General features: G+C 65.7%; 21 protein-coding genes, 1 tRNA gene and 1 pseudogene. 12 read left to right on the top strand and 11 right to left on the bottom strand.

Annotated features, from left to right (window positions below; genetic code table 11):
- Positions 1-38 precede the first annotated feature (38 nt).
- Positions 39-1,415, top strand: coding sequence for a SagB family peptide dehydrogenase (locus I6F38_RS30030; protein WP_225162971.1), 1,377 nt, complete (start codon positions 39-41; stop codon positions 1,413-1,415).
- A 128-nt stretch (positions 1,416-1,543) separates the two neighbouring features.
- On the opposite strand, the gene I6F38_RS30025 is transcribed toward I6F38_RS30030, so the two are convergent.
- Positions 1,544-1,628 (bottom strand) — tRNA-Leu (locus I6F38_RS30025).
- A 530-nt stretch (positions 1,629-2,158) separates the two neighbouring features.
- Here I6F38_RS30025 and I6F38_RS30020 point away from each other — a divergent pair.
- Positions 2,159-2,731: a disulfide bond formation protein B gene (locus I6F38_RS30020; RefSeq protein ID WP_225162939.1), complete on the top strand. Its 573-nt coding sequence runs from the start codon at positions 2,159-2,161 to the stop codon at positions 2,729-2,731.
- A 237-nt stretch (positions 2,732-2,968) separates the two neighbouring features.
- Here the strand turns inward: I6F38_RS30020 and I6F38_RS30015 are convergent, their stop codons facing one another.
- Together I6F38_RS30015 and I6F38_RS30010 are read right to left on the bottom strand one after the other, a co-directional pair.
- Positions 2,969-4,033 carry an AbrB family transcriptional regulator gene (locus I6F38_RS30015; RefSeq protein WP_225162938.1) on the bottom strand — a complete coding sequence of 355 codons (1,065 nt, stop codon included), beginning with the start codon at positions 4,031-4,033 and terminating at the stop codon, positions 2,969-2,971.
- A 344-nt stretch (positions 4,034-4,377) separates the two neighbouring features.
- A complete protein-coding gene (locus I6F38_RS30010; RefSeq protein ID WP_168857374.1) occupies positions 4,378-4,659 on the bottom strand; it encodes a PsiF family protein in 282 nt (93 codons plus the stop codon).
- Between the two features lie 208 nt (positions 4,660-4,867).
- Here I6F38_RS30010 and I6F38_RS30005 point away from each other — a divergent pair, with 208 nt between their 5' ends.
- On the top strand, positions 4,868-5,341 hold the full coding sequence (locus I6F38_RS30005) for a hypothetical protein (RefSeq protein ID WP_225162937.1): 474 nt from the start codon (positions 4,868-4,870) through the stop codon (positions 5,339-5,341).
- A gap of 81 nt (positions 5,342-5,422) precedes the next feature.
- Here I6F38_RS30005 and I6F38_RS30000 read toward each other — a convergent pair whose 3' ends face one another.
- Positions 5,423-5,980, bottom strand: coding sequence for a TetR/AcrR family transcriptional regulator (locus I6F38_RS30000; protein WP_225162936.1), 558 nt, complete (start codon positions 5,978-5,980; stop codon positions 5,423-5,425).
- A 208-nt stretch (positions 5,981-6,188) separates the two neighbouring features.
- Between I6F38_RS30000 and I6F38_RS29995 the strand changes: the two genes are divergently transcribed.
- The 6 genes from I6F38_RS29995 (at position 6,189) to I6F38_RS29970 (ending at position 10,100) form a co-directional block, all read left to right on the top strand.
- Positions 6,189-6,623 (top strand): acyl-CoA thioesterase, encoded by a 435-nt coding sequence (locus I6F38_RS29995; protein WP_225162935.1) that lies wholly within the window; start codon positions 6,189-6,191, stop codon positions 6,621-6,623.
- Positions 6,624-6,628: 5 nt separating this feature from the next.
- On the top strand, positions 6,629-7,096 hold the full coding sequence (locus I6F38_RS29990; protein ID WP_225162934.1) for a PaaI family thioesterase: 468 nt from the start codon (positions 6,629-6,631) through the stop codon (positions 7,094-7,096).
- Positions 7,097-7,326: 230 nt separating this feature from the next.
- Positions 7,327-7,713, top strand: coding sequence for a CidA/LrgA family protein (locus tag I6F38_RS29985; protein ID WP_018269670.1), 387 nt, complete (start codon positions 7,327-7,329; stop codon positions 7,711-7,713).
- Positions 7,710-8,432 (top strand): LrgB family protein, encoded by a 723-nt coding sequence (locus I6F38_RS29980; protein WP_057016186.1) that lies wholly within the window; start codon positions 7,710-7,712, stop codon positions 8,430-8,432. Before I6F38_RS29985 ends, I6F38_RS29980 begins: the two co-directional genes overlap by 4 nt.
- Before the next feature lie 216 nt (positions 8,433-8,648).
- Entirely contained in the window at positions 8,649-9,386 is a 738-nt protein-coding gene (locus I6F38_RS29975; RefSeq protein ID WP_051003131.1) for a sulfite exporter TauE/SafE family protein, read from the top strand.
- Between the two features lie 36 nt (positions 9,387-9,422).
- The gene (locus I6F38_RS29970) at positions 9,423-10,100 is read left to right on the top strand and encodes a DsbA family protein (protein WP_225162933.1); all 678 of its coding nucleotides are present in this window, start codon (positions 9,423-9,425) and stop codon (positions 10,098-10,100) included.
- A gap of 193 nt (positions 10,101-10,293) precedes the next feature.
- Here the strand turns inward: I6F38_RS29970 and I6F38_RS29965 are convergent, their stop codons facing one another.
- On the bottom strand, positions 10,294-10,500 hold the full coding sequence (locus I6F38_RS29965; protein ID WP_092087973.1) for a hypothetical protein: 207 nt from the start codon (positions 10,498-10,500) through the stop codon (positions 10,294-10,296).
- 63 nt (positions 10,501-10,563) lie between these two features.
- Positions 10,564-11,451, bottom strand: a complete 888-nt coding sequence (locus tag I6F38_RS29960; RefSeq protein ID WP_225162932.1) for a LysR family transcriptional regulator — start codon at positions 11,449-11,451, stop codon at positions 10,564-10,566.
- A 119-nt stretch (positions 11,452-11,570) separates the two neighbouring features.
- Here I6F38_RS29960 and I6F38_RS29955 point away from each other — a divergent pair, with 119 nt between their 5' ends.
- On the top strand, positions 11,571-12,311 hold the full coding sequence (locus I6F38_RS29955) for an SDR family oxidoreductase (RefSeq protein WP_225162931.1): 741 nt from the start codon (positions 11,571-11,573) through the stop codon (positions 12,309-12,311).
- A gap of 56 nt (positions 12,312-12,367) precedes the next feature.
- On the top strand, positions 12,368-13,267 hold the full coding sequence (locus tag I6F38_RS29950; RefSeq protein ID WP_225162930.1) for an SDR family oxidoreductase: 900 nt from the start codon (positions 12,368-12,370) through the stop codon (positions 13,265-13,267).
- Positions 13,268-13,381: 114 nt separating this feature from the next.
- Here I6F38_RS29950 and I6F38_RS29945 read toward each other — a convergent pair whose 3' ends face one another.
- The 3 genes from I6F38_RS29945 to I6F38_RS29935 all read right to left on the bottom strand — a co-directional run bounded on the left by I6F38_RS29945 (position 13,382) and on the right by I6F38_RS29935 (position 17,118).
- Positions 13,382-14,464 (bottom strand): phospholipase, encoded by a 1,083-nt coding sequence (locus I6F38_RS29945; protein WP_225162929.1) that lies wholly within the window; start codon positions 14,462-14,464, stop codon positions 13,382-13,384.
- Between the two features lie 23 nt (positions 14,465-14,487).
- Positions 14,488-15,459 carry a S1C family serine protease gene (locus I6F38_RS29940; protein WP_028342559.1) on the bottom strand — a complete coding sequence of 324 codons (972 nt, stop codon included), beginning with the start codon at positions 15,457-15,459 and terminating at the stop codon, positions 14,488-14,490.
- Between the two features lie 144 nt (positions 15,460-15,603).
- Positions 15,604-17,118: an AMP-binding protein gene (locus I6F38_RS29935; RefSeq protein WP_225162928.1), complete on the bottom strand. Its 1,515-nt coding sequence runs from the start codon at positions 17,116-17,118 to the stop codon at positions 15,604-15,606.
- 322 nt (positions 17,119-17,440) lie between these two features.
- On the opposite strand from I6F38_RS29935, the gene I6F38_RS29930 reads away from it, so the two are divergent.
- Positions 17,441-17,761 (top strand): PilZ domain-containing protein, encoded by a 321-nt coding sequence (locus I6F38_RS29930; protein WP_225162927.1) that lies wholly within the window; start codon positions 17,441-17,443, stop codon positions 17,759-17,761.
- 107 nt (positions 17,762-17,868) lie between these two features.
- On the opposite strand, the gene I6F38_RS29925 is transcribed toward I6F38_RS29930, so the two are convergent.
- Both I6F38_RS29925 and I6F38_RS29920 read right to left on the bottom strand, forming a co-directional pair.
- On the bottom strand, positions 17,869-18,255 hold the full coding sequence (locus tag I6F38_RS29925; RefSeq protein WP_225162926.1) for a hypothetical protein: 387 nt from the start codon (positions 18,253-18,255) through the stop codon (positions 17,869-17,871).
- Between the two features lie 167 nt (positions 18,256-18,422).
- A pseudogene (locus I6F38_RS29920) lies at positions 18,423-18,622 on the bottom strand (hypothetical protein); the annotation flags it as partial.

The following is an 18,622-nucleotide window of genomic DNA, read 5'->3' as shown; positions in this document are numbered from 1 at the left end:
TCATCGTCGCCCGATTGAACGGTCGTTGCTCCCTTCACATGCAGGCGGACGGAAGCATCGCTGCAGGCTTGGGCGGCTACTCGATCAATCTGGGACAATTCAGCGCGGCAGCGGTCGACCGTGCGGGACATCTCACCAGCGGCCTGCCGCTCGCCTCCTTTGCGGGCAAAGGCGTCCTCGCGAGGCAGGTTCATGCCCTCGTGCGGCGACTGGCAGGGCATGGATTTCTCGAATACCGCCTATACTCTCCGCGTGACGAGCAAGACCTCGTGGTCATCGAGCCGCAGGTCGCCGAATACTGGCCACAACGTGCAAAGCTGGGGAACGGTGATACCATTGTGTTGTCGCGCTTCGCCTATCTGCGCCGGCGCGGCAGCGAGATGGTGCTGGAATCGCCGCGCGCTGGCGCGCTGTTTCGGATTTTCGATCCCGCCATCGCTGCCACCCTCGCTGCCCTGTCGCGGCCTCAGAAGATCAGCAACCTTCGCCGCCATGCGGCCTCCGCCAACCTCGATCTGCTCGGATTGCTGCTCGACAGCAAGATGCTGATCAAGCTCAATGCGAAAGACGGCGACGGCCTTCGGGTGAATGAAGGCGACGGCAATCTCGTTCTCTGGGACTTCCACGATCTCGTGTTTCATACGCGGAGCACGGAGGGCCGGCACACCAATCCAGTTGGCGGCGCGTTCACCCATGCGGGCGTCGTTCCACCGCTACCCGCGGTGCGCCCGCCTTGGCCCGGCAAGAAGATCGACCTCGGCAAATTCTCCACGTCGGGGTCGGTCTCGCACTTCGCGAAGCTGTTGCGCGAACGCCATTCAATACGAGATTTCGACGACCAGCATCCGGTCACGCTCGCCGAGCTCGCGCAGTTTCTCGACACGACAGCCCGCGTGCTGTCGGAATGGAAGATCGGCGCAGATTTTGACGGCGGTCCCGAGGTCACCTACAGCGCAAGACCCTATCCGTCGGCAGGCGGCGCGTATGAGCTGGAACTATACTTGGCGGTCTTGAACTGCGGGGAGCTTGCACGTGGACTTTACCACTATGACGCGGGCAGCCACGCGCTTGTCGCGATCGACACCTCCGCCCAACAACTCCAAGCGCTTTCTACGGCGGCCGAGTTTGCCATGGACGCATCCGGTCCACCGCAGGTCTTGATCACGATCGCCGCGCGCTTTGGGCGGATCTCCTGGAAATACAGCTCAATCGCATATTCGCTGATCCTGAAGGACGTCGGCAACCTGATCCAGACGTTCTATCTGACGGCGACCGACATGGGCCTTGGTGGCTGCGCAATCGGCACCTGCAACATCGATCTGTTTGCAAAAATGACGGGGCTTGAATTCCACGTGGAGGGCCCGGTCGGTCAATTCGCGCTCGGGCGCGGCAGGAAACCGGCCGCCTCTAGCTAAAGGGGAGGTCTTTCGAATGTTTACGGCCTGGATCGCACGCGAATGGCGCCCAGCGGCGGGATTCGGCTTCGCCCTTCGGGCTACGTCGGGACGAGCCTTCGTGCGGACGGCTTGTCGGCTACGCTGAATGGTGCCCCTGGCCGGAATCGAACCAGCACTCCTTGCGGAACTCGATTTTGAGTCGAGCGCGTCTACCAGTTCCGCCACAGGGGCATTCGCAATGGTCCCGGCCGGGAAGGCTGGGGTCGCGAAGCGCGGCGGACTATAGCGGGCGGCCCGTCATGGTCAACCCGCGCGGGCGGGATGTCCCGCGCCCCGGCAGCGGAATTTCCGGCGGGTGTGACCCCAAGGACGACGCAAAGCCGTCGCCCGTCCGTATGGCAGTCACGGAAGAGTTTGCCCGGCGGCGGCCGCCTGCCACCGTGCCCATGCCCGGCCGCGGCTGCGGCTGCGGCAACGTACTCCGGCACGGAGGCGCGAGCGTAACGGTATTGTCCGTTCGTCGATCTCGATGACGCACATGAACGCAGGCTGCTCAATCCGAGTCTTTTCTTTTCCGATGAGCTGCAGGGGGCGATGACCCAGTGGGGCCTGCGCGTTCCCACGCATCATCGACTGAACGCGATCTGACCGCGACGGACGGCGGCCGTCACGGTCAACCCGCGCGGATGTGATTGTCCCGCGCCTCGACAGCGGTATTTTCACGCGATACGACCGCAATCGACGACCTTGGAGCAGGGCCCATGACCCTCCCGAACGATGCTCCCCGGAGGACCGACGTGACGATTGCCACCGCCCATCCGTCGCATGCTTCCGCCGCCGGCAATCCGGCGCTGACCTCGGCGCTGGCGATTGCCGTGATCGCGGCGGCGACCCTGGCCGGCGCCTGGTTCTTCCAGCTCGTGCTGGAGATCATGCCCTGTCCGCTCTGCCTCGAGCAGCGCTATGCCTATTACCTCGCGGTGCCGCTCGGCGCCCTGGTCGCGCTCGCGGCCGCCCGCGGCGCGCCGCGTCCGGTGCTGCTCGCCGGCCTTGCGATCCTCGGCCTCGCCGCGCTCGCCAATGCCGGGCTCGGCACCTATCACGCCGGTGTCGAATGGGGGTTCTGGCCGGGGCCAACCGATTGCACCGGCCCGATGGTGGATTTCGGCAAGGCCGGCTCGCTGCTGGACCAGCTCGACAAGGTCAAGGTGGTCCGCTGCGACGAGGTGCAGTGGCGCTTCCTCGGCATTTCGCTGGCCGGTTACAACGTGCTGATTTCGCTGCTGATGGCCGTGATCGCCGGCTGGGGCGTGATGCGAGCCGCGCGGGCATAAGCCCGTAGGGTGGGTAGAGCGAAGCGAAACCCACCATCCTTGCTGCGGAACGAAGCCGATGGGTTTCGCTGCGCTCTACCCATCCTACGCTTCCACGGATAAAGCCCGCCCGTCTCTCGATCCGTCATGCTGAGGAGGCTGCGAAGCAGCCGTCTCGAAGCATGCACGGGCACTGACCGGGCCGTTCATCCTTCGAGACGCTCTTCGCGCTCCTCAGGATGACGGGACAAAGGGGGCCTAATCGTCGACGTCGTCCTGCGGCCGGCCGAACAGATGGATGATGCCCGGCGTCGAGATGGTGACGAACAGGAAGCGCGACAGATGATGCGCGCCGACGAAGATCGGGTCGATGTGCAGCGTCAGCGCCAGCGCCAGCATCGCGTCCATCGCGCCCGGCGCGAAGGCGACCACGACATCGGCGAGCCGCACATGGGTGGTGAAGCCGATCACCGCGACGAACACGGCCGAGATCAGGATGGCAATCGCAAACGAGCCGAGCCCGGCATTGACGTGACTGAGCAGGGTCGAGGTTTTCATCCGCGCGAAGCGGGTGCCGATAATGGCGCCGATGCCGACCAACGCGACGTTGCGGAGCCAGGGCGGCAGGCCGCCATCGACCAGCCCGGAGCCGTGCAGCAGGCTGGAGGCGAGCATCGCGCCGAACATCCAGCTGGCGGGGAATTTGATCCAGCGCAGCAGCAGCGAGACGCCGATCGATAAGGCGACCAGCGCGACGAGGCCGAACGGCGAGGCGACCGTCGTCGGCAATGGCGGCGGCGCTGCATGCGTCACCCCGGTCAGCGCCAGCACCAGCGGCAGCGCCGCGGTCAAGATGATCACGCGCATGGTCTGCACCACCGCGATCGCCGCGACGTCGGCGCCCTTTTCCGCGGCGAGGATCGTGATCTGCGACAGCGCGCCCGGGCTGCCGGCGAGGAAAGCCGAGGTCTGGTCCCAGCCATGGACGCGTTGCAGGTAGAGGCTCGAGCCGAAGGTCGAGCAGAACGTCGCCAGCGCCAGCAGGCCGATGGTGAGCGGATAGGAGCTCATGTGCTGCAGCAATTGCTGCGACATCAGCGAGCCGAGGGAGATGCCGAGCAACAGCAGCACCGATTGCGTCAGCACCGCCGGCACCGCGAGCGGCCGTCCGGCCAATGCGGCGATCGCGACCGCGACCATCGCCCCCGAGATCAGGCCGCCCGGCAATTCTGCCCACAGAAACAGCAAGCCGCCGACGGTGCCGATGACAAGGGTCTCGAGCCCGTTCAGGACTTTGCTGCGGTCGGGAATGGCCGTTGCCATCGAAGCGCGGATCAGGGTCACGCCGCCTTATGGCAAATTCGCGTGAACGCGACAAATGCATCTCGCGATTGCAGCATTGCGCTCCAGCTCGCCCGGCGCACAGATTTTCACCCTTCGAAACGGGCCGGGGATTGCGATCAGTATCCCACAGACTCGTCATGTCCGGGCAGAAGCGAAGCGCGTGTTCGCGCAGGCGTCCCGGCCATCCATGCCTTTGCCACGCGCAAGCCAACGCGCAGATGCCCGGCACAAGGCCGGGCATCACGGGTTCGTCGAGCGATCGAGCGCGTTCGCGATTGCCCTCCCCGATGGGGAGAGCGAATCGGATCAAACCTGTCCGGACGTTACTTCGTCGCCGCGGGCGCTGCAGCGGCGCCGCCCGACTTCTCCTTCTTGCACTCGGAGCGGAATTTCTTGCGCTCCTTGCCGTGCAGCCCCTTGGCGTCGGCTTCCTTCGAGCATTCCAGCGACTCGGCGGTGCGCGGCTTCTTCTCGGCCGGCGCCTTGGTCTCGGCCTTCGGAGCGGCGTCCTTGGCGGCGGGCGCGGCCGTTTGCGCGAAAGCTCCGCCCATCAGCAGCAGGGAGGCCAGGGCGGTTGCGGACGCGAGCGTGGAAATCGTCTTCATGGGGCACCTCGTGAGGGAAAGAGGGCCGAAACGTCGCGCGACGATGCTGAACCGTGGATGAACATGCAGCGGTCCGGCCGCCACAATATTTTAACGCGCAGGCGCGCAGGCGCGTTGTCGCAAGTCGGGGTTGCGCTAGGATAATGGTCTTACGCCAATGCTCCCCACGGGAAACCAACGGGAAACCAGGGATGACGGGAGACCAGCGATGACCATTCAAACCAGATTGTTGTGCGTGCTTGCGGTGTCGGGCTTTGCAGCCTTTGCGGCGAGCGCGCCGGCGCAGGCCCTGACCGCGCAGGAATGCAGCGCCAAGTACCAGGCGGCCAAGTCGGCCGGCACCCTCGGCGGCCAGAAGTGGAATGATTTCCGCAAGGCGCAGTGCGGCGCCGACGCGACCCCGGCCGCGGCGCCCGCCGCTCCGCCGCCGGCAGCCGCCGCGCCCGCTCCGGCCGCGCCGAAGGAAGCCAAGCAGGCGCCCGCCGCGCCGGCAGGACCCGCCGTATTTCCGAACGCCATCGATCCCAAATACGCCAAGGAGTCCGAAGGCAAGGGACGCATGCACACTTGCGTCGACCAGTACAACGCCAACAAGGCCACCGGCGGCAATGGCGGCCTGAAGTGGATCCAGAAGGGCGGCGGCTATTACAGCGAATGCAACAAGCGCCTGAAGGGCGCCTGAGCGAGCCGACCGAGTTTGGCGAGCGGCCGGCGTAAGCCGGCCGCTTTCCGTTTGCACCGGCTCTATTGGCTGCAACTCTCTCTACGGGTTTTCCGTCAGCAGCTTGTCCGCCGACTGCGTCAGCAATTGCGCGCGCTTGCGCGGGCCGCGCTCGAGAAACAGCAGGCTCTGGCCGAAGATGAAGCAGTAGAACAGGAAGGCCTGCGCATCGGCCTCTTCAGTCGGCAGCCCGGTAGCGCGATAGAGCTGGGCGACATTCTTCAGCCGCGCGGCATCGACGCTCGCGGCGGCAGCGGCAGCGGCCTCATCGGTGCGCGCCCATTGCCGGATCGCGAGCTCGACCGCCATCGCCTCGGTGTTCATGCGCTCCGAATACAGCGTGATGATCGCCTTCAGCCGCTCGCGCGCGCTGGCGCCGTCGAGCGCGGTGTGCTTCTCGATCGATGCGATGCGGCCGTCGCGCCAGCGCATCAGCATGGCCTCGAGCAGCGCGGCGCGATCCCTGAAGCGGCGGTAGAAGCCGCCCTTGGTGACGCCGAGATTCTTAGCCAGCACCTCGACCCGCACGCCGTCGACGCCGCTATGCGCGAGTTCGGCGAAGCCGGCCGCGACCCAGACGCCGCCTTTGCTTTCAGTCATGCGATCTCCGCGCATCCATAATGCGCGATGGGATCGTCATCGCGCATTAATCGCTTGTTTGTGCATGATCTCCGCGCAAACGCGTTGCGTTTGTCGCGAGGGAAAACCGCTTCGCACTTTTCCCGGATCATGCTTTGATACGGTACCGTATTGCTAGCCTGCTTCGTCCCTGATACGCTACCGTATCAAAAATCGAAGGAGGGATCCAATGGAGGGCGAGGCGACCTATCGCGGCACGGTCTATCCCTGGCACTGCGACCATATCGGCCACATGAACGTCATGTGGTATGTCGGCAAGTTCGACGAGGCGAGCTGGAACATGTTCGCGCGGCTCGGCCTGACGCCGAGCTACCTGCGCGAGTCCGGCCGCGGCATGGCCGCCGTGCAACAGAACATCTCCTACAAGCGCGAGCTGCTCGCCGGCGACCTCGTCGAGGTCAAGAGCCGGCTGGTCGAGTTCCGCGACAAGTCGATCCGTATCCTGCACGAAATGCGCAATGCGGAGACCGGCGAGATCGCCGCGACCTGCGAGATCGCGGCCGTGCATATCGACCGTGCCGCGCGCAGATCGATGCCGTTCGCGCCGGCGATCCGCTACGCGGCGATGCCGCATCTCGTGCCGTCCGAGTCCGCAATCGCGTGACCGCCATGCCGCGTTTCGAACCGAAGAATCCAAACTATCGCGCGGTCGCGACCGATACATTCGCGCGCCAGCGCGCGATGCAGACGCTTCGTATCTCGATCGCGCGGATGGAGCCCGGCGAGGTCGATCTTGCGATGCCCTATGCGCCAGAGTTTTGCCAGCAGAACGGCTTTGTGCATGCCGGAATCATCACCGCGGGGCTCGACAATGCCTGCGGCATCGCCGCCTTCACGCTGATGCCCGAAGGCTCCGACATCCTCACCGTGGAGTTCAAGACCAATCTGCTGGCGCCGGCGCGCGGCGAGCGGTTCGTGTTCCGCGGCGTCGTGGTCAAGCCCGGCCGCACACTAACAGTCTGCGACGGCCGCGCCTACGCGATCCAGGACGGCGTCGAGACGCTGGTCGCGACCATGAGCGGCACGCTGATGGCGCTGGCGCGGCGGGAGCCGCGTGTGGTCGCGGCGGAAGGCTAATCCCGTCATGCTGAGGAGCCGCGTAGCGGCGTCTCGAAGCATGCACGGCCCGGGTAGTGGCCGTCCATCCTTCGAGGCTCGCTCCGCTCGCACCTCAGGATGACGGTCTGAGAGGGTGTGACGTATTCGAAAGCGGCGCCCAAGATCTGCGCACGCATCCAAGACCCGCGCATTGACAAGGTCCCGCCACACCGACCTGATAGGCGGATGTCTCGCGTGAGCTTCCTGCCATGATCGCCAGCCTCAGCCTGATCCTGCTCTGCCAGCTGGTCGGCGAGGTCGCCGTGCGCGCGCTGGCGGTACCGGTGCCGGGCCCGGTGGTTGGTCTCGTGCTGCTGTTGTTGCTGCTGTTGGCGCGCGACCGCTTTCCGGCGTTGGCGCGCGGGCCGCTCGGCGATGACGGCGTCGAGAGCGCGAGCCGCGGCATGCTCGCCAATCTCTCGCTGCTGTTCATTCCCGCCGGCGTCGGCGTGGTGCAGAAGCTCGATCTGCTCGCCGAGCACGGCATCGCGGTCCTGGTGATCCTCGCGGTTTCGGTCATCGTCACCCTGCTGGCGACGGTTGCGACCTTCGTTGCGGCGAGCAGCCTGTTGTCGCGCGAGGAGGAGAGGCCGTGAACGACAATTCGTTCTCGCTCTGGGTCTATCTCTCGCAGTCGCCGCTGCTCTGGCTGACGGTGACGCTGTTGACCTATGCGGCGGCCGACGCGGTGTCGCTGAAGACGAGGCGGCACCCGCTCGCCAATCCCGTGCTGCATTCGGTGTGGATCATCGGCGTATTCCTGCTGCTGACCGGGACCTCCTACACCACCTATTTTGCCGGTGCGCAGTTCGTGCACTTCCTGCTCGGGCCGGCGACGGTGGCGCTCGCAGTGCCGCTCTACGAGAATCGCCGGCGGGTCGCGGCGGCGATCCTGCCGATGCTGGTTGCGCTCGCGATCGGCTCGCTGACGGCGATCGTCTCGGTGGTGCTGCTGGCGCAGGCGTTCGGGCTGCCGCGCGACGTCATCCTGTCGCTGGCGCCGAAATCGGTCACCGCCGGCGTTGCGATGGGCATCAGCGAATCGCTGCATGCCGATCCCTCGCTGACCGCGGTGTCGGTGATCCTCACCGGCATCATGGGAGCGATCATCGTCACGCCCCTGATGAACTTCACCGGCATCACCGACTTTCGCGCCCGCGGCTTTGCGGCGGGCATCGCCGCCCATGGCATCGGCACCGCGCGCGCCTTCCAGGTCGACGAGGTCGCCGGCGTGTTTGCCGGGATCGCGATGAGCCTGAATGCGCTGGTCACCTCGCTGCTGGTGCCGCTGGCTGTGACATATCTGCTGCGCTGAGCATGATCCGGAAAAGTGGGAACCGGTTTTCCCTCGCGACAAACGCAACGCGTTTGCGCGGAGATCATGCTGATATAGAGAGTCCGGCTGCAGGGCAGTTTTGTGCTATTGGTATGGCGTTGAGCAGCAAATCCTTCTAGGGTCGCCGCCTCAAACGCGAGCCTGTTCCCCTTGGTCTTCTCCGCAACTCAAAGCATGCTTGGGCTGGCATCGGGCATGCTGGTCGGTTTTTCGCTGGGCCTGGTCGGCGGCGGCGGCTCGATCCTTGCCGTGCCGCTGATGGTCTATGTGGTCGGCGTGCCGGAGCCGCATGTCGCGATCGGCACCTCGGCGATCGCGGTCGCGGCCAACGCCGCGGTCAATCTCTCCAACCACGCCCGCGGCGGCACCGTGATCTGGTCCTGCGCGCTGGTGTTCGCGCTGTCGGGCATGCTGGGCGCGTTCGGCGGCTCGATCCTCGGCAAGATGCTGGAGGGGCAGAAGCTGCTCGCGCTGTTCTCGCTGGTGATGCTGGTCATCGCGGGCCTGATGCTGAAGAACCGCGCGCGGGTCGGGCTGACCGACGTCAAGATCTCGATGTCCAACATGCCCGCGATCATCGGCCTCGGGCTTGCCACCGGAACCATGTCGGGCTTCTTCGGCATCGGCGGCGGCTTCCTGATCGTGCCGGCGCTGATGCTGGCGACCGGGATGCCGATCATGAACGCGGTGAGTTCCTCGCTGGTTGCCGTCACCGCCTTCGGCATGACCACGGCCCTGAGCTATGCGTGGTCCGGGCTGGTGTCGTGGGGCCTGGCGGGGCTATTCGTCGCCGGCGGCATCGCGGGCGGCCTTCTCGGCACAAGCAGCGCCCGCCACCTGTCGGAACGGCGCGGCGCGCTTAATATCGTGTTTGCGACTGTGATTATCGTGGTGGCGATCTATATGCTGCTGCGTAACATCAATGTGTCCTGAACGTAGAAGGGCGCAGAGCTCTTGCGAAAGCCAGCCATGAACCAACTGACAAAATCGCCCCTGATCAACGCCGGTGCCACCCGCCGCGGCGCGCTCGGCCTGATCGGTGCCGGCATCGCGCTCATGGCCGCGGGCGCCGCGCGCGCCGAGGACGACAATGTCCTGACCGAGGAGCAGGTGCTGCGCGATCCGGATATTCCTGACATCGGCAACCCCAAGGGCGACATCACCATCGTCGAATGGTTCGACTACAACTGCCCCTATTGCCGCAAGCTCGCGCCGGAACTGCGCCAGGTGGTGCAGGACGACGGCAAGGTCCGCCTCGTGCTGAAAGATTGGCCGATCCTCGGGCCGGTCTCCAAGGTCGCGGCGCGGATGGCGCTGGCGGCGAAGTACCAGAACAAGTTCGACGTCGCGCATGAGGCGATGATCTCGGTCAATTCGCGCATCACCGAGCCGCGCATCGCCGAATTGCTCTCGGGCGCCGGCCTCGACATGGACCGCCTGAAGAAGGATCACGACGCCAACGCCAAGGCGATCGACGCGATCCTTTCGCGCAACAACGAGCAGGCGCTGGCGTTCGGCTTCAACGGCACGCCGTCATTCATCGTCGGCAAGTACCGCGTGCCGGGCGTGCTCAGCATGGATCAGTTCGAGCAGGTGATCGCCGACGCCCGCAAGGCCAATATGGGCCGCAAGACCGAGCAGAATTAGCCTTTGGCCCCTGCTGTTGAGGAGCGCTGACAGGTCCATGCGAAGTGCTCGTTTCGTTGGTTTTCGTCATGGCCGGGCTTGTCCCGGCCATCCACGTCTTTTCTGTCGAAGCGAAGCAAAGACGTGGATGCCCGGCACGAGGCCGGGCATGACAAGTTTTGCGGATATGATTATGTCGGCTTGAAAACAATCGTTACTTCGCCGCGATCTTGTCCCACTGCTCGCGGGTGCGCGTCTTCAACAGGTTCCAGTCATGCGCTGCGACGTCCCAATTGACGATGGTGCGCGTGTCCTGCGCCACCTCGCCATTGGCGACGCTCGACGTCCGCATCGAGTCATAGACATAAACGCCGCATGTCAGCAGCAGCGCGCCCAAAATCATGCCGAAAAAGGTCCGCATCGCTCAATCCCTCCGGTGTCGGAAGCATAACGTCGCCGGGCTCGCTGTGGTTCCGGCGATCGATCAACTGCGCGCGAACGCCCGCATCACGTAATCGATGAACACGCGCACGCGCGGCGAGAGCTGGCGGTTGCGCGGATAGAGCAGGTTTACCGGCACCGAGGGCGGCGGACATTGCTGCAGCACCGCGACCAGCGTTCCGTTTGCCAGATCGGTTTCGGCATGGAAGCGCGGCACCTGCACGAGGCCGAGACCGAGTTTGGCGCTCGCGAGATAACTCTCGGGTCCGGTCACCGACATCGGCGCCGGCAGCGGAAACTGCTTCAACGCGCCGTCGATCACGAACTCCATCGGCCGCAGGCGTCCCGTGGTCAGCGAGCGGATGCCGATCATGCGATGGCCGTCGAGCGCGAACGGATCGACTGGCGTGCCGAAACGCGCAAAGTAATCCGGCGTCGCGCAGGTCAGCCGCTCCAGCATCGTGACCTGCCGCGCGATCATGTCGCTGTCGGGCAGCTTGCCGAAGCGCAGCACGCAGTCGACGCCTTCGCGGATCAGATCGACCCAGCGGTCGCTCTCGCTCATGTTGATCTCGATGTCGGGATATTCGGCGAGGAAGCCCGGCAGGTTCGGCAGCAGGAAGTGCCGCGCCAGCGTGCCCTGCACCTCGAGCCGCAGCAGCCCCTTCGGCCGCGCGCCGCCGAACGCGCCCTCGGCGTCTTCGAGATCCGCGATCAGCGACAGGCAGCGGCGGTAGTGCGCCTCGCCATCGAGCGTCGGGCGCACCGTGCGCGTGGTGCGCTCGAGCAGCCGCACGCCGAGCCGCGCCTCCAGCCCCTTCACCGCGTCCGTCACCGTCGAGCGCGGCAGCCCCAGATCCTCGGCGGCGAGCGAAAAGCTGCGCCGCTCGACCACCCGGGTGAACACGCGCATCGCGTCGAAACGGTCCATCTATTATCCGGTAATAACGAATAGTAATGCCAGAGGATGCATGATTATCCGGTGAATTCCAAGGCGTAGCGTCCTCCCATCGAACGCGGAGCGGCCGCACAACCCGATGGGAGACTAAAATGACCAACCAAACCAACAAGGTAGCCCTGGTGACGGGTGCCTCGCGCGGGATCGGCGCGACGGTGGCCGAACGCCTCGCCAGGGACGGCTTCACCGTCGTCGTCAACTACTCCGGCGACGCCAAGTCCGCCCAGGCGGTGGCGGACAGGATCGAGGCCGCTGGCGGCCGGGCACTGACCGCGAAGGCCGATGTCAGCGATGCCAACGCGGTGCGCGGCATGTTCGACGCGGCGGAAGCCGCCTTCGGCGGCGTCGACGTGCTGGTCAACAATGCCGGCATCATGAAGCTCGGCAAGATCGCCGACAGCGACGATGCCGCGTTCGACCAGCAGGTCGCGGTCAATCTGAAGGGCAGCTTCAACACCATGCGCGAGGCGGCGCGCCGGCTGCGCAACGGCGGACGCATCGTCAACTTCTCGACCAGCGTCGTCGGCACGAAGCTCGAGACCTACGGCATCTATGTCGCGACCAAGGCCGCGATCGAGTCGTTGACCGCGATCCTGTCCAAGGAATTGCGCGGCCGCGGCATCACCGTGAATGCGGTCGCGCCCGGGCCGACCGCGACCGATCTGTTCCTGCACGGCAAGTCGGACGAGCTGATCGACCGCTTCGCCAGGATGGTGCCGCTGGAGCGGCTCGGCACGCCTGATGACATCGCCAATGCCGTGGCCTTCCTCGCCGGCCCCGACGGCTCCTGGATCAATGGCCAGACGCTGCGCGCCAATGGCGGCCTGGTCTGACGCCCGCACATCTCCAACCCAACTCGCATTCAACCGACTTCACAAGGATACGTGTCATGAAACAGGTCATCGTCATTACCGGCGCTTCGAGCGGCTTCGGCCGCCTCACCGCCAACGCGCTCGCCAAGGCCGGCCACACCGTCTACGCCTCGATGCGCCACACCACCGGCCGCAACGCCGCCGCGGTCGCCGATATCGAGGAGTTCGCGCGCGACAACAAGGTCGACCTGCGCTCGCTCGAGCTCGATGTCGGCTCGCAGGCGTCAGTCGATGCGGCGATTGCGAAGATCGTCGCCGAGGAAGGCCGCCTCGACGTCGTGATGCACAACGCCGGCCACATGGTGTTCGGCCCGGCGGAGGCCTTCACGCCCGAGCAGCTTGCCGAGCTCTACGACATCAACGTGCTGTCGACCCAACGCGTCAATCGCGCGGCGCTGCCGCAGCTGCGCAAGCAGGGCAGGGGACTCGTGGTCTGGGTGTCGAGCAGCTCTTCGGCCGGCGGCACGCCGCCCTATCTGGCGCCGTATTTCGCGGCCAAGGCCGGCATGGATGCGATGGCCGTGATCTATGCCCGGGAGCTTACGCGCTGGGGCATCGAGACCTCGATTATCGTGCCCGGTGCCTTCACCGGCGGCACCAACCACTTTGCGCATTCCGGCCGTCCCGCCGACGAGGCCCGCGTCGCCGAATACGAGGCCGGTCCCTATGCCGGCTTCGGCGAGGAGATCATGAAGGCGTTCGCGGCGATCGTGCCCGAGGATGCCGACGCCTCGTCGGTCGCGGACGCAATCGTGAAGGTGGTCGACACGCCGTTCGGCAAGCGGCCGTTCCGCGTCCACATCGATCCGACGCAAGATGGCGCCGATGTCGCATTCGGCGTGATCGACCGCGTTCGCAACGAAATGCTGCACCGGGTCGGCTTCCCCGACCTGCTCAAGCCGCGAGTGAACGGGTAATCTTCTCCCCGCAACGTCATTGCGAGGAGCGACAGCGACGAAGCAATCCATCTGCCCGCATGCTCGGTGACAATGGATTGCTTCGCTTCGCTCGCAATGACGGGATACGATCCCTCAGGTGCTGTCGGCTCGCTCACCATTCAGCCACTGCATGATCTCCGCATTGATCTCGCGCGGATAGGTGTGGCTGAGATCGTCGATCTCGCGATAGGTCACCCTGGCGCCGGCGGCCGACAGCAAGCCTTGGGTCTGCCGCGCGGTCTGCACCGGGAACATCCAGTCGAGCCGGCCGTGGGTGATGAAGATCGCCAAGCCGCGCAGCCGCTCCGCGTCGGCGATTTCCGCCATCAGCGGATGGAAGGTCGCGGCAACGGGCGCCAGATGCGTGAAGCGCGAGGCGCCGTCGAGCCCGCTCACATAGCTGAAGGTGCCGCCATCGCTCATGCCGGTCAGCAGCATGCGCGTCTCGTCGATCGTCCAGCGCGCGCGCACCTGGTCGATGATGCGGTTCAGGTTCGGCGTGTCGGTGTCCTCGCCCATCAGCGCCCAGGTCTGGCCGGTCGCGGTCGGCGCTACCAGGATGGCGCCGCGGCTGCGCGCATCGCGCAGCCAGCTCCACAGGAAGCCGCGGCCATTGCCGCTGCCGCCATGCAGCGCCATCACCAGCGGCCAGGCGCGATCCGGCGTGTAATATTCCGGCACGTACATCGAGAAGCCGCCGCGGCTGCCCGGCTCGTTGCGCTCATGGAAGATGCCGGTGTCGGCGTTGGACTTGGCGGCGAGCTTCGCCTGCAGCTCGGCATCCTCGCGGAGATCGGGCGCGATGAAGAAGCCGCTGACCGGCGGCAACTCGGTCAAGGGATAGAGCGCCTCCTGCGCCCGCGGCAGATAGCGCAGCGCACGGAATACGCTGACCAGATCGCCTTCGCCGTTCTGCACGGCGCGCAGCCCTGCGTAGCCGGCGAGCGCCGGTTCGATCGCAGCTTCCAGCGCGGTCTTGATGTGCGCGAATTTCTCCGGCCAGTCCGCGAGCCGCGGCCGCACCGCCTGCAAGGCCTCTTCGGGCTCGCCCGCGATCTGCATCACGCGATCGAAGTCCGGCGGATTGAGGTTGCGCGCGACGAAGGACAGCGATTCCAGCGTCTGCAACAGCGGCGGCAGCACGGCCACGATGTCGTCAACCACCGCCTCGCTCATCGCCGCTGCCTCTTCCCTTTGCCTCAATGCAGCCGCGGTGCCTTCAACAGCTTTATGCGGTCGATCGAGGTCAGCGTGACGTCGAAGGTGACGCCCTCGTGATAGATGGTCAGCGGCACGTCGACGCCGGCCGCGCCGAGCGACCAGAGCTTGCGGTAGAAGCCGGCCTGGCTCGTCACCTTGTCGCCGTCGACCGCGAGGATCACGTCGCCGGTCTTCAGTTCGGCGCGCGCCGCCGGTCCCTTGCTGGCGACGCCGACCACCACGAGGCGGTTGTCGATCTCGGTCGTGAACATGCCGAGCCACGGCCGCGCCGGCTTGTCGACCCGGCCGAACTTGCGCAAATCGTCCAGCACCGGATTGAGCAGATCGATCGGCACGATCATGTTGACATGCTCGGCGTGGCCCGAGCGCTCGCGTTCGAGCTGCAGCGAGCCGATGCCGATCAGCTCGCCGGCATTGTTGATCAGTCCGGTGCCGCCCCAGTTCGGATGCGACGGAGAGGTGAAGATCGCCTCGTCCAGCAGATACTCCCAGTAGCCGGCGAATTCCTGCTTCGCTGCGATCTGGCTTGCGACCGAGCGCGTGCGGCCGCCGGCGCCGCCGAGCACCACATTGTCGCCGACCTGGGTCGCCGCCGACGAGCCGATCCGCAGCGGTTCGAGATCGAGCCGGCCGAGCGCCTGCACCAGGCCGAAGCCGGATTCGAAATCGAAGCCGAGCGCGTGGCCCTCGACCGCGCGGCCGTCGCCGAGATGCAGCCACACCGTGGCGGCTTCAGTGATCAGATAGCCGATCGTCAGCACCAGCCCGTCGTCGATCAGGACGCCATTGCCGGCGCGCTCGGTGCCGAGTGTCTCGGCGCTGAAAGCATCCGGCGGAATGATCGAGTGCAGCCCGACCACACTCATCAGCGCGCGATCGAGATCGTAGCGGTAATCTTCGGGGCGAGGCTGAAAGGCCGCGGGCACTTTCCATTCGGTCGTGGAGGGCATCAAGGGATCTCCTGGCGTGCAGGGCGCTGGAACCTCAAGGTAGACCGAGGTTCTGCCGGCAGGGAAGATGGAATGATATACCTTGCAGGGCCGCCTGCACAGCTCATGTGGCGTGCAGACCTGCCCCTCGCAAGATAATTGAACCTATTCGGTTTTTGCCACACGCGCCGGCATGATGCGGAAGGCGCGGTTGTCCTTGATCCACGCGGCGCGCTCGTCGCGCAGCATGGTGCGGCGAACCTTTCCGGAATCGTCGCGCGGCGCGGTGCCGACGCGCTCGAAACTTTCCGGATGCTTGTAGCGGCTGAGCCGGTCCTTCAGGAAATCGCCCATGCCGTCGGCGATCGCTTGCGCATCGGCGTTGTCGGCGAGCTCGAGGATTGCATGCACGCGCTGGCCGAATTCCGGATCGGGCAGCCCGACCACGACGCAGGAGCGCACCTCGGGATGTTCGCTGACCGCGGCCTCGACCTCGGCCGGATAGATGTTGGCGCCGCCGCGCAGCACCATGTCGGCGAGCCGGTCGCCGAGATAGAGATAGCCTTCTTCATCGAGCCGGCCGATATCGCCGAGCGACTCCCAGCCATCCGGCCGCCGCTTCGGCGTTGCGCCGAGATAGTGATAGGTCGAGCCGGCGCCGTCATTGGGCAGGAAATAGATTTCGCCGGTCTCGCCGGGCGCGACGTCGTTGCCGTCCTCGCCGATGATGCGCAGTTTCGCGGTCTCGCCGATTTTGCCGACCGAGCCCTTGTGCGCCATCCATTCGACGCCCGAGATCACGCAGGCGCCCTGCCGCTCGGTGCCGCCATAGAGCTCCCAGATCCGCTCGGGGCCGAGCCATTCGATCCACTTCTCCTTCAGCCACGGCGGCATCGGAGCTGCCATGTGAAACACGATGTTCAGGCTGGAGACGTCGTAGCGGCTGCGCACCTCCTCGGGCAGCGCCCAGATCCGGTGCATCATGGTCGGCACGAAATTCACCCACTGCACGCGCTCGCGCTCGATCAGCCGCAGCGTCTCCTCGGCGTCGAACTTCACCATGCCGGTGACCCTTCCGCCCCCGAACAGCGCAAAGTGCGAGAGGATGAATGGCGCATTGTGATACAGCGGCCCTGGATTGAGCAGCGAGGTGTCGCGCGCAATACCGAGCGTCGCCTCGGCCGTGGTCTCGATCACCGCGGGGTTGTGATCGAGGATCACCTTCGGCCGCCCGGTCGAGCCGCCGCTCGTCATCGCCTTCCAGTAGCGCGCGACCGGCGCATCGAGCGGCTCCTCGGAGAATCCGTCCGGCACGAAATTCACCGGCAGCGAATTCGGCGCATTCCAGTCGGCCTCGCCGCCGACCACCAGCGACGGTTTCAGAATCTCGAGCACCGCAGCGGCCTCGCCGCGCGGCAGCCGCCATGACAGCGAGGTCGGCGTCGCGCCGCACTTCCACACCGCGAAGGTGGTCTCGAAGAACGCGTTGCTGTTGGGCAGCCCGATCGCGACGAAGTCGCCGGGCTTGACGCCCTTGGCGGCGAAGGCGCGCGCCCGTGCATTGGCGCGGCGCTCGAGCTCGAGCCAGGTCAGCGCATCCGCGCCATGACTGATGGCGATCGCATCCGTGGGCTTGCGTTCGGCATACCAGCGCGGCACGTCGGCGAGGGGGATCAGCATGGGTCGTTTCCGTCGGAAAAGGCGGCTTGAAGCGCTCTTGTTGCAGGGATGTGGTCAACGCCACGGCCGCCACTTCACCAAGAGTGCAGTCTCCGTGTCAAGCCGGCGGCTGCCGAGGCGGCCGGTATCCCGCTGATGGAATTGCAGAATCCTTGTTCGCTAAAAGCCCCGTCAAGATTCCGGTAAAGTTCAAGCGATCGCGCTAAGCCGGGCTTTACGGGGGGCCGGCATTGTGGCCGTTGCGGTTCTGTGCCGGGCGCGTCGAGCGACGTGCGCGGCGTGCAATTTCTTTCAATGACCAATGGCTTCAAGGACGGCGACGATGGCGAGCAATGGAGCACGGATCAAGGTCAGTCGCGAGCCGCGGCGCCAGCTCAACAATCGTGCGGCCTGGATCACGGTCGACGACGGCGCGACCGAGAGCGAATGCGCCGTGGTCGACATCTCGCCGGGCGGCGCCAAGATCACCACCGAGGTCGAGTTCGAAGTGAGTGACCGCCTCGCGCTGACGCTGCTCGCCGATCACGCCAAGCGCTACCCTTGCAAGGTGGTCTGGCGTCGCGGCAAGACCTACGGGCTCAAATTTGTGACGGCCGAAGTCGAGCCGGTTGAACCGGCCGCAGAGCCGGCCGGCGCGACCTAGCGCAGCGTTTCATCGATCAATGATCGAGTGGACGTTCGGCGCAGACCATCGCCGATCGGATCGGGCGCGCGTTCACGCCAGGACTTCCCGCGCAAGCTTGGCTCACGTCATCGCCGCTGCGGGTTGTCGGCATTACCGGTGGTGGTGCCCGTCGGGCCTCCCGGAAGCGCCGGTGCGGCGCTGCCGCCGCCGGTGCCGGAAGACGGTGCGACGCGCTGGCCGGACTGGGTCGGGAGCGCAGTGCCGCCGACGCCGTTCGACGGCGCGGCGCGGTCGCCTGGCCTCGGCGGCAGCGGGGTGCCGCCGGTGTTTTGCGCGAGAAGCTGGGCCGGTGCGAGGACGAGGCCGGCGACGACGACGATGGCAAATTTGGTCTTGAACATGTGCTGGTCCGAGATGGTGCGGTGAGGCTTGAGCGACAGGCACAGCCGCGACGGAGACGAGACATCCGCCAAGCCCGCGAGATTGCGATACCAGCATAACGTCAGCCGCATTTGATGCGTTCCCGGACGCCTCGCCAGGGCGAAGCAAATATCCGTGTAATGAACGGTCTCCATCGATCGCGGCGACGCCTCGCCGGTGTTGCGGATCTTTCGACATGAAGTTTGGACATTCATGTCGCGAGAATGCGGATGCGTGACTCACAGACCTCGCCACACACTCAATGTCGTCCCGGCGCAGGCCGGGAGGTGGATTCACATTCGAAGTGCAACACTTGAGCAAAGGACTCGGCGGGCGTGCGGTAGTCAAGGCATTTGCGCGGGGTGTTGTTGTAGGCGGCGATGAACTGGCGGAATCTGGCGGTCGAGAGGGTTACGAGATCCGTCTTGCGGGGAATAAAGCGGCGCATCCTGCCGATGG

The sequence above is a fragment of the Bradyrhizobium sp. BRP56 genome (genome assembly GCF_020194035.1).
GTDB lineage: Bacteria > Pseudomonadota > Alphaproteobacteria > Rhizobiales > Xanthobacteraceae > Bradyrhizobium > Bradyrhizobium australafricanum.
This window is presented reverse-complemented; position numbering and strand designations above follow the sequence as displayed.

Bases quoted from the DNA above. Each gene is read 5' to 3' on its own strand.
- I6F38_RS30030 (WP_225162971.1), top strand. From the start codon at position 39: ATGCAGGCGGACGGAAGCATCGCTGCAGGCTTGGGCGGCTACTCGATC.
- I6F38_RS30020 (WP_225162939.1), top strand. From the start codon at position 2,159: ATGACCCTCCCGAACGATGCTCCCCGGAGGACCGACGTGACGATTGCC.
- I6F38_RS30015 (WP_225162938.1), bottom strand. From the start codon at position 4,033: ATGGCAACGGCCATTCCCGACCGCAGCAAAGTCCTGAACGGGCTCGAG.
- I6F38_RS30010 (WP_168857374.1), bottom strand. From the start codon at position 4,659: ATGAAGACGATTTCCACGCTCGCGTCCGCAACCGCCCTGGCCTCCCTG.
- I6F38_RS30005 (WP_225162937.1), top strand. From the start codon at position 4,868: ATGACCATTCAAACCAGATTGTTGTGCGTGCTTGCGGTGTCGGGCTTT.
- I6F38_RS30000 (WP_225162936.1), bottom strand. From the start codon at position 5,980: ATGACTGAAAGCAAAGGCGGCGTCTGGGTCGCGGCCGGCTTCGCCGAA.
- I6F38_RS29995 (WP_225162935.1), top strand. From the start codon at position 6,189: ATGGAGGGCGAGGCGACCTATCGCGGCACGGTCTATCCCTGGCACTGC.
- I6F38_RS29990 (WP_225162934.1), top strand. From the start codon at position 6,629: ATGCCGCGTTTCGAACCGAAGAATCCAAACTATCGCGCGGTCGCGACC.
- I6F38_RS29985 (WP_018269670.1), top strand. From the start codon at position 7,327: ATGATCGCCAGCCTCAGCCTGATCCTGCTCTGCCAGCTGGTCGGCGAG.
- I6F38_RS29975 (WP_051003131.1), top strand. From the start codon at position 8,649: ATGCTGGTCGGTTTTTCGCTGGGCCTGGTCGGCGGCGGCGGCTCGATC.
- I6F38_RS29970 (WP_225162933.1), top strand. From the start codon at position 9,423: ATGAACCAACTGACAAAATCGCCCCTGATCAACGCCGGTGCCACCCGC.
- I6F38_RS29965 (WP_092087973.1), bottom strand. From the start codon at position 10,500: ATGCGGACCTTTTTCGGCATGATTTTGGGCGCGCTGCTGCTGACATGC.
- I6F38_RS29960 (WP_225162932.1), bottom strand. From the start codon at position 11,451: ATGGACCGTTTCGACGCGATGCGCGTGTTCACCCGGGTGGTCGAGCGG.
- I6F38_RS29955 (WP_225162931.1), top strand. From the start codon at position 11,571: ATGACCAACCAAACCAACAAGGTAGCCCTGGTGACGGGTGCCTCGCGC.
- I6F38_RS29950 (WP_225162930.1), top strand. From the start codon at position 12,368: ATGAAACAGGTCATCGTCATTACCGGCGCTTCGAGCGGCTTCGGCCGC.
- I6F38_RS29945 (WP_225162929.1), bottom strand. From the start codon at position 14,464: ATGAGCGAGGCGGTGGTTGACGACATCGTGGCCGTGCTGCCGCCGCTG.
- I6F38_RS29940 (WP_028342559.1), bottom strand. From the start codon at position 15,459: ATGCCCTCCACGACCGAATGGAAAGTGCCCGCGGCCTTTCAGCCTCGC.
- I6F38_RS29935 (WP_225162928.1), bottom strand. From the start codon at position 17,118: ATGCTGATCCCCCTCGCCGACGTGCCGCGCTGGTATGCCGAACGCAAG.
- I6F38_RS29930 (WP_225162927.1), top strand. From the start codon at position 17,441: ATGGCGAGCAATGGAGCACGGATCAAGGTCAGTCGCGAGCCGCGGCGC.
- I6F38_RS29925 (WP_225162926.1), bottom strand. From the start codon at position 18,255: ATGCGGCTGACGTTATGCTGGTATCGCAATCTCGCGGGCTTGGCGGAT.